This is a genomic window from Streptomyces sp. NBC_00386 (assembly GCF_036063235.1).
Lineage (GTDB): Bacteria > Actinomycetota > Actinomycetes > Streptomycetales > Streptomycetaceae > Streptomyces.
On sequence record NZ_CP107950.1, the window covers coordinates 8328726 to 8337321 of the forward strand.

Sequence of the window (8596 nt, forward strand, 5' to 3'; positions counted from 1 at the left end):
GACACGCACCCGAGGTGAAGAACGTCCCCGGTCGGCCCGACACCGACAAGCTGGATGCGGTCCGGCCGACCAAGGTCGCCGAACGGGGCATTTTCCGGGCCTCGTTCGTCCCTTTCTTCAGGTACGCAGATCAAACTGCCCAGGGTGTTTGGACCCTTCGGCGTACCGAGTGAGGCCCGGCGGGTAGGGGGCCGGCGCTGATCGAGGTTCTGACCGGGCAGTTCGACGAGCGCCACGGCCGCCTGTGGACGGTCATGACCTGCTGAGTCCACACCGATGGATTCGCTGGATGCGGAGTGGTGTCGTGGCGTGTGCACGGCCGGTGCGCACGCCGGCTCGCTGACGCGCGCGTCGAAGGAGTCCCGGCGGTGTCGAACTCGTGGTGCACGGCTGAGGTGGCTCGATCCACCGTGTACGGCGACGACGTTCGCCGAGCGGGTCGAGGGGCCGACCGGCCGCAGCATCCGGTGGTACCTGATCGTCAAGGTCGTGGAGGCTCACACCGACGCCGTTCGGGTGGTTCTGTATGCCGAGCGGTGGCTCAAGGCGCGCTGCAACTGCCCGGCGACACCTTGCAGGAACGGGATCGGGGGACTCCTCAAGGGTCCGCTGCCTCGCCAGTACCGGCAAACATGTTCGCGCGCTACGCGTTCGATACCTGGTTGGACCGGGCGTTCCCTACCGCCCGGTTCGAGCGCTGTACCGATGACGCGGTGGCGTACTGCGTCAGTGAGCGGCAGGCCGGACAAGGGCTGACCGCGCTGGGAGACAGGCATGACCGTCGGCCTTTACGCCGGTCAGCGCGAGGGTGGCGGGCAGGCCGCGCAGCAGGTGCAGGTGCAGGCCGCGGAAGTGCATAGAGTGCGGCGTGGAGGGAGTCCAGGTCAGGCGTCACAGCCGACCTTTGGACTCCCTCGCCTCATCTCATGCGGGCCAGTAGGCCCTTGGCACCATTCATCCAGTCGGACCGGGAGTTGACACGTGAAACCTCAGACCACCGACGTGCGCCAGATCGCCGAACCGCGTCGGACGGCCGACCACGGCAGAACCGGCCATCGCGCCCCCACCATGCCGGCCACCGTCCACGCATCCACCGCGTCCCTCCCCGACCAGCACGACCACCCCGCCCTGCGTGCCGCGCTCGCCGCTGCCATCGAGGACACCATCATCTACGACCTGGACGGCATCGGCCGCCAGTACACCGCCCTGTGCGCCGAACTGCCCGGCGTCGCCGTCCGGTTCGCGATGAAGGCCTGCCCGGTGGACGAGGTGCTCGGCCACCTCGCCCGGCTCGGCTCCGGCTTCGACGCGGCGAGCCCGCAGGAGATCGCCCAGGCGCTGCGCACCGGGGTGGCCCCCGGGCTGGTCCACTACGGCAACACCGTCAAGTCCGACCGCAACATCGCCGAGGCCTACCGGCTGGGTGTGCGCGACTACGCCACCGACTGCCTGGAGGACGTCGGCGCGATCGCCGAACACGCCCCCGGTTCCCGGGTGTTCTGCCGACTGGCGACCACCGGCGAGGGCGCGCTGTGGGGCCTCAGCCGCAAGTTCGGCTGCTCGCCCGAGGACGCCCTGCGGGTGCTCGGCGCCGCCCGGAGCGCCGGGCTGGTGCCCTCCGGCCTGTCGGTGCACGTCGGCTCCCAGCAGATGACCGCCGAGGCCTGGGTCGAGGCGGTCGACTCGCTGGCGGCGGTCCTGGAGGCGCTCAGCCGGCGCGGCATCACCCCGGACCGGATCAACCTCGGCGGCGGACTGCCCGCCCTCGGCGTCCTCGACCGGAGCGGCCGGCCGTTGGAACCGCCGCTGGACAAGATGTTCGTGGTGATCCGCGAGGGCATGGAACGGCTGCGTGCCGTCAACGCAGCCCCGCTGGACTTCCTGCTGGAGCCCGGTCGCCACCTGGTCGCCGACCACGGCGCGATCCGCGCTCACGTCGCCCGGCTCTCTTCCCGACATCGGCTCGACGGCACCCGCGAGGACTGGCTCTACCTGAGCTGCGGCAAGTTCAACGGCCTCTACGAGATGGACCAGTTGCAGTACCGCCTGGAGTTCCCCACCCATTCCGGCGGGCAGTTCGTCGACGCCATGGTGGCCGGCCCGACCTGCGACAGCGACGACGCGTACGCCCAGGGGGACGGCCTGGTACGGGTCCCGCGCGCGATCACCTCCGGCGACCCGGTGTGGGTCCACTCCTGCGGCGCGTACGCCGCCGCCTACGCCACCCGGGGGTTCAACGGCTTCGCGCCGCTGCCGTACACCTGCGTCGGAGGCCCGGCTCCGGACGGAGGAGGCGCATGACCGACACCCGGATCCGGCTGTTTCGGGAGGAGGACTGGGACGAGGCGGTCGCGCTGGAGGAACGCGCCTACGCCGCGAGCGGCCTGTCCGAAGGGCGGGAGGTGCTCCGCTCCCGGCACCGCGCCTCGCCCTCGACCTGCTTCGTACTGGAGCACGCGGGTGGCTTTGGAGGCTATCTGCTCGCATTGCCGTACCCGCTGTTCCGCTGTCCGGACCTGAGCCTGGCAGAGGAAGGCGCGGCACAGGAGAGCAACGGGGGAGGCAACCTGCACACCCACGACCTGGCGATCGTCGAGCGGGCGCGCGGCCGGGGCCTGGCCCGCCGGATGCAGCGGCATCTGGAGGAGACCGGGCGGGCGGCCCGCTACCGGACCCTTTCTCTGGTCGCCGTGCGCGGCTCCGAGGCGCTGTGGTCCCGGCTGGGCTACCGTGCCCGGCCCGAGATCGCGCTGCCCGCGAGCTACGGTGCCGAGGCGGTCTACATGGAGAAGCCGCTGGAACCCGCTGTTACCGGTTCGGCTCTCGGATCCTCTCCCAGAGCCGAAGCGGGCTGATGCGGATGTCCTCCGTATCCGACGAGTTCCGCCGCTCTCAACTGGCCGTCGAGGCACTGCTCTTCGTCCTCGGATTCCAGTACGCCACATGGGTCTTTGGACACTTGCCGAGTCGCGAACGCGTTCGTCCTGCCCGGACAGGACGGCCGCAGCAGCACAGCTGATCAAAATGCCGGGGTAATCGCCGGTCTCGGCAGCAGTACCGCCGACGCCACCGCGACCATCCCCGGCGCCCTCGCCACCGCCGGCACTCCACCCGAGGCCACGGCCGCCCTCGCCGAGGACCTGCTCGACCACCCTGCTGGGACGGTGAGACGTGGTACCTCGAAGGAGCTGACTCCCCTCTCGGTGGGGCCGGCACCACTACCCACGCGGGAAGTCCCACCGAACGCACGAGTTGTCGAGCACTGACAAGTGGTCCTCGCCTCTCGGTACGCGCGACAAGCATCCACACACCGAGGCGGCCGACAGGCGTGGCGCTCGACGGCAACGGCGCCTGGCCCGCTCCCCTCACCTCGGACGACGCCATGCCTGCGACCGCTTCGCCACAGGCACGGGCACAGGCACGGGCACAGGCACGGGCACGGGCACGGATCTGCTCCGCGCCTTCCGGGGCCGCATCCTGCTGAGCTCCGTGAAGCTTGACGGCGACCAGCAGGCCTTCGGCCAACTCATGGACGGGGGAGCCGGAGGAGCAGAGCCCGTGTTCGTCAGTAGCGCCAGCGGACGGCCTCGATGACGTCCGTATCCGTGTGCATCGCGAACAGCTCCGCCTCCGCCCGCCGGACGGCCAGCACGGCCTCGTACAACTCGGGACCGAGGGCCTGCCGCAGCAGTGCGGACTTCTCGTAGGCGTCGATCGCCTCCGGCAGGCTCGCCGGGAGGCGCTCGGCCGCGCCGAGGGAGGCGGGGTCGCTCGGGGTCTCGGGCGGGAGGGGCAGGCCGGCGTCCAGGCCGGCGAGTCCGGCGGCCAGCACGCCGCCGATCTCCAGGTACGGGTTGGCGGCGGCGTCGAAGCACTTGAACTCGGCATTGGCCTGCCCGGCGGCGGAGCCGGTGATCAGGCGCAGCGCCGCCTCACGGTTCTCCAGACCCCAGCAGCGGTAGGCCCCGGCAAAGCGGGAGGGGACCAGCCGCAGGTAGGAGGCGACACTGGGCGCGCCGAGGGTGAGCAGGGCGGGCAGCTCGGCCAGTACGCCCGCGAAGAACTGCTCGGCGTCGGGGTGCAGCCCGTGGCGGCCGGGGCCGCCGTGCCCGAGGTTCCGGCCCTCTCGCCAGAGGCTGAGATGCAGGTGGCCGCCGTTGCCGACCGAGCCCTCGGTGAAGACGGGCGCGTACGAGACCCGCAGGCCGTGCCGGGCGGAGACGGCCCGGATGGTGTGGCGCACCAGCATCGTGGTGTCGGCCGCCTCGACCGGCCCCTCGGCGGCGACCGAGACCTCGAACTGCCCGGCGGCGTACTCGGGGTGGAGCTGGAGTACGGCCAACCCCTGGGCGGTGAGGGCACGCAGCACCTCCCGCAGGTAGTCGGAGTGCTCGATGAAACGGGTCATCCCGTACGCGGGCCCGACCGTCGCGGGGGTCTCGGACGGGTCGGCCACCACCCACTCGATCTCGATCCCGGCTCGCACCGACAGCCCGCGGCGCTCGACGGCCTCGGTGACCTGGCGGGCGAATCGGCGCTGGCAGCCGGGGTGCGGGGTGCCGTCCTGGGTGTAGCGGTCGGCCGGGGCCCAGGCCCAGCCGGGCTGGGCGGCGAGCGGCGTGAGCCGGTCGAGGTCGGGGACGAGCCGCAGGTCGCCCACCGGGCCGGTACTCGAAGGCGCAGTGGTGATGGAGTCGTCGACCAGGGCGACGTCGAAGCAGGGTACGGCGCCGACGCCGTACTCGGCGGCGTGTTCGAGCTGGGCGAGCGGGACGGACTTCACCCGGGTCAGCCCGGCGTTGTCGACCCAGCCGAACACCACCCCGTCGATTCCGTCGGCGGCGAGCTGGGCTTCGGCCGCCCGGGCCTGGGCGGCCCGCTCAGCTCGGGGGTACGTGGTGGCCATGCCGATCATGCTGGCGTTCGCGGCAGCCGGTGCGCCAGTGGCCGGCCGGGAGTTCACTCGTCCGTGAACGGGCGGACCTGCGACGTGACTCAGGACGCGTGCGCGGGAAGTCTCTCCGGTCACTGAGCTTTTCAGGGCGGGCCCGGTGAGGTGAGTCGAGAGGCAGGGCGGTGGCGGTGAGGCAACCGCCGACAGGCGGGGCCGGAGCTGGATCCTGCGTAACGCGCGGCGGAGTGTGCGGTCGAGGCCGTCGGGTGTGTCGGAGGCAGTGTGGGTCAGTGCTCTGCGCGCGAGTGACCGGACGGCGGCCTCGACCGGGTTCAGGCCGGGCGCGTACGGCGGCGGCCGGACCGCGGTGAGTTCCGGGTCCGGGACGTGCGGGCCTTCCGCGAAGCGGTGCCGGGAGGAGTCGCGCTGTCATTTCCCGCCCGGGGCCGGAGGGTGGCGCGCGAACTCGGAAGGCACCATGAAGCAGATCACCGGTAATAGGTAAATTAGAAAAGCACTTCGCTCGGCGAGTTCGCCTACTGCAATTCGTGGCGGTCAGAACAGGGATGGCACTCGCATGAGTGAAACCCGCCGAGACCGTTTGGCCTCGACAGTCATGACTGGGCTACGGTGATCGGCGAGCGGACGGTTTACCTCATCGACAAGGAATTCAACCCGGCGGGGATTCCGGCACGGGATATCGAGAATTCCGGAAATGGGTGCTTCCGCCTTCCCCACTGTGTGTGTTCCGGAGTACGCAATGCTCTGGGTCCCCTGTCATACATCCGCGTAGAGAAGTTGGAGCATCATGCCGCCCGTCGTTCCGCCGTTCCTGATCGGTCTCATCGTCGCGCCACTGGCCAAGCGTGTCCTCAAGCCACTGATGCGCGGTGTCGTCACGACGTCCGTCGGTCTTGTCATGGAGGTGAAGAAAGCGGCCCAGGAGGCCGGAGAGAACATCCACGACCTCGCGGTCGAGGTGGCTGCCGAGATGGTGGCGGCGCAGATCGTCTCCGGCGACGACCAACGGCCTGCCGAGGGTGCAGCCTCGAACGCCGAGAAGGACGAGGCCAGGACTCCGAAGATCCGCGCGACCGTCGGTGCCGCGAAGGCGTAGTGACGCCCTGATGCCCGCCCGCCGCCTGGGCGCGTCTTCCTGTCGACCTCGGAAGACGGGTCCTCGCGGCGGTCGGCCGTGGGCCTTTCTGCCGCGCCTCTTCCTCCCTCTCGGACTTTCCGCTCCGTCGCAGTGAATCCGCCGTGCGCCGAATTCCGTCGCGCCCGTTGACGGATTACCCGTGACCTCCGCAAACAGGTGATTGTACGCATGTCATCGCTACTGGGTGCCGCAGCCGGATTCCGGTCCGCGGAATGGGACGTGAACCCGCGCTCGGTCACTCCGGGCCGTCAGCGTTGGGACGTCAAGCTGGTGCTCGGACGGCCACGGACGGCCGAGTTCCTCGCCGCCGCGCTGCGCCGCATTCCAGGGATCACCGAGGCCCGGGCCAACCCGGTCACCGGCGGGGTGCTCGTCCGGCACGACGCACGGCTGCGCGCCACGGACGTCGGCCGGATCGTCCGCAGAGCCGTCACCCTGGTCGCGGAGGATCCGACCGGAGCGGGACGCCCGACACCGGCCCGACCCGTCGCCGCACCGGCCCCGCAGGTGGACCGCGGCCTGGTCGTGCGACCGGTGCTCGCCGTCGGCGGCGGGGCCGCGGCCGGGATCGCGCTGATCAAGGGGTCGGCGCTGAGCAGGCAACTGGTGGCAGTGGGCGGGGTGGCCGCGTTGACCACGGCCGTCCTCCGGAAGGCCTGGCGCGGAACGGTCGACGCACCCCAGGAAGCGGCCGGGCCCGGCGTCGAACGTCATCCCCTGCTGGAGATCGTCGGACCGCACCGACGCCGTCTCTACGGGGCCGTTGCCCTGTCCGTCGCCTGCCAGGTCTCGGAGATGGCGCTCGGTACCTTCCTCGGCTGGACCGGACTGGTCCTCATCAAGGGTGAGGCAGCTCCACTGGCTCGCCTCGGCCTGACCACCGCGTCTGCCCAACTCTTCGGTCTGGCTGGGCTGATGGCCGCCGCCTGTGCCGCCGTGGCGGGCCTCTCGTACGCCTCGAACCTCCAGTGGCGCCGACTCGGCCAGGACATCGAGCACGACTGGCGCAACCGGACGTACGCCCACGTCCAGCACCTCGAACTACGGCACCTGGAAGGCGAGCGGACCACCCGGATCGCCGGCGCGCTCACCGACGACGTCCGTCAGCTGGGCACCTTCTTCGCCACCTCGGCGGGCGACCTGCTGCACCTTGGCACCAGCCTGGCCCTCCTGGTGCCACTGTTCCTGTTGCTGGCGCCACAGATCGCCTGGATCGCGTTCCTGCCCATCCCGGTCATCGCCTGGCTGTCGTTCCACTACCAGGACAAAGTCGCGGCCGACTACGCAGTCTCCGGCGAGCACCGGGCCAAGCTGCACAGCCAGCTGGTGAACACGCTGGACGCCGGTGCCACCGTCAAGAGCTTCTGCACCGAGGACTACGAGGCCGAGCGCATCGACCGGCTGAGCGGGGAGGTCCAGGACAGCAGCCGGCGGACCGACCGGAGCACGATCCGCCACGCCGAGATCGTGCGGGTCTGCACGACCAGCTCGATGGCCGGAACCCTGCTGATCGGCGGCCGGGCGGTACTCGACGGCAGCCTGCCGTTCGAGGTGTTCAGCCCGCTCATCGGGCTGCCCCAGATGGTGTTGCTGCGGATGAACCGGCTCGGCGGCATCGTCGACCAGTACCAGCGCACGCTTGTCGCCTACGACCGCGTCCGGCGGCTGCAAGCCCTCCCCCTCGAGGCCGACGGCGACGGCACAGCGCTCGACGCCCGGAAGGTGCGCGGCGAGATCGTCCTCGACGACGTGACCTTCGCCTATCCCGACCGGCCGCCGGTGCTGGAGGGGCTCTCGCTGGCCATTCCCGCCGGGCAGGTCACCGCCCTCGTCGGTTGCACCGGCTCCGGCAAGACGACCGTCGCCAAGCTGCTGATGCGCTTCCTGGAAACGGAGTCGGGCAGCGTGCTGCTCGACGGGCGGGACGTCCGCGACCTGCCGAGGCAGGATCTGCGCCACGCGATCGGGTTCGTCGCGCAGGACCCCTTCCTCTTCGACGGCACCATCGCCGACAACATCCGCTACGGCAGCTTCGGCGCCTCGGACGAGGCCGTGGCCGAGGCGGCCAGGATGGCCGAGGCCCACACCTTCGTCGCGACGCTGCCGGACGGCTACGACACGGTGATCGGCGAACGCGGCGCAGCCCTCTCGGGCGGCCAGCGGCAGCGGATCGCGCTGGCGCGCGCGATCCTCAAGGACGCGCCGGTGGTGATCCTCGACGAAGCCACCTCCGCCGTGGACAACGAGACCGAGGCCGCCATCCAGCGCACGCTCCGTGTCTTCGCGGCCGACCGGACGATGGTGATCATCGCCCACCGGCTCTCCACGGTCCGCCACGCCGACCGGATCTACGTCATGGACACGGGCGGCGTCGTGGCCGAGCAGGGTACCCACGACGAACTCCTCGCCCTGCACGGACTCTACGCATCCCTCTGGCAGCTCCAGGCCGGAGAACTCGTCGCCTGACCCCACCAGCCGTACCACCGGCCGCCCGCCACGTGACGTCACCCGCGGTCGGTGCTCCCTGGCGTGCCCTCCCCTCA

Annotated in this window: 5 protein-coding genes; 4 read left to right on the plus strand and 1 reads right to left on the minus strand. The window is 70.8% G+C overall.

The window, feature by feature from the left end:
* Positions 1-1068: 1068 nt before the first annotated feature.
* Both OG780_RS36640 and OG780_RS36645 read left to right on the plus strand, forming a co-directional pair.
* Complete coding sequence (locus OG780_RS36640; RefSeq protein ID WP_328458636.1) at positions 1069-2301, plus strand: type III PLP-dependent enzyme; 1233 nt, start codon at positions 1069-1071, stop codon at positions 2299-2301.
* Positions 2298-2855: a GNAT family N-acetyltransferase gene (locus OG780_RS36645; protein ID WP_328455486.1), complete on the plus strand. Its 558-nt coding sequence runs from the start codon at positions 2298-2300 to the stop codon at positions 2853-2855. Before OG780_RS36640 ends, OG780_RS36645 begins: the two co-directional genes overlap by 4 nt.
* A gap of 710 nt (positions 2856-3565) precedes the next feature.
* Here OG780_RS36645 and OG780_RS36650 read toward each other — a convergent pair.
* Positions 3566-4906, minus strand: coding sequence for a glutamine synthetase family protein (locus OG780_RS36650; protein WP_328455488.1), 1341 nt, complete (start codon positions 4904-4906; stop codon positions 3566-3568).
* Between the two features lie 796 nt (positions 4907-5702).
* Between OG780_RS36650 and OG780_RS36655 the strand changes: the two genes are divergently transcribed.
* Both OG780_RS36655 and OG780_RS36660 read left to right on the plus strand, forming a co-directional pair.
* Positions 5703-6011 carry a DUF5132 domain-containing protein gene (locus OG780_RS36655; RefSeq protein ID WP_328455490.1) on the plus strand — a complete coding sequence of 103 codons (309 nt, stop codon included), beginning with the start codon at positions 5703-5705 and terminating at the stop codon, positions 6009-6011.
* A gap of 210 nt (positions 6012-6221) precedes the next feature.
* The gene (locus tag OG780_RS36660; protein ID WP_328455492.1) at positions 6222-8519 is read left to right on the plus strand and encodes an ABC transporter ATP-binding protein/permease; all 2298 of its coding nucleotides are present in this window, start codon (positions 6222-6224) and stop codon (positions 8517-8519) included.
* Positions 8520-8596 lie beyond the last annotated feature (77 nt).

Excerpts from the sequence above, each read along its gene's own strand:
- OG780_RS36650 (WP_328455488.1), bottom strand. The coding sequence starts at position 4,906 with ATGGCCACCACGTACCCCCGAGCTGAGCGGGCCGCCCAGGCCCGGGCG.
- OG780_RS36660 (WP_328455492.1), top strand. The coding sequence starts at position 6,222 with ATGTCATCGCTACTGGGTGCCGCAGCCGGATTCCGGTCCGCGGAATGG.
- OG780_RS36655 (WP_328455490.1), top strand. The coding sequence starts at position 5,703 with ATGCCGCCCGTCGTTCCGCCGTTCCTGATCGGTCTCATCGTCGCGCCA.
- OG780_RS36640 (WP_328458636.1), top strand. The coding sequence starts at position 1,069 with ATGCCGGCCACCGTCCACGCATCCACCGCGTCCCTCCCCGACCAGCAC.
- OG780_RS36645 (WP_328455486.1), top strand. The coding sequence starts at position 2,298 with ATGACCGACACCCGGATCCGGCTGTTTCGGGAGGAGGACTGGGACGAG.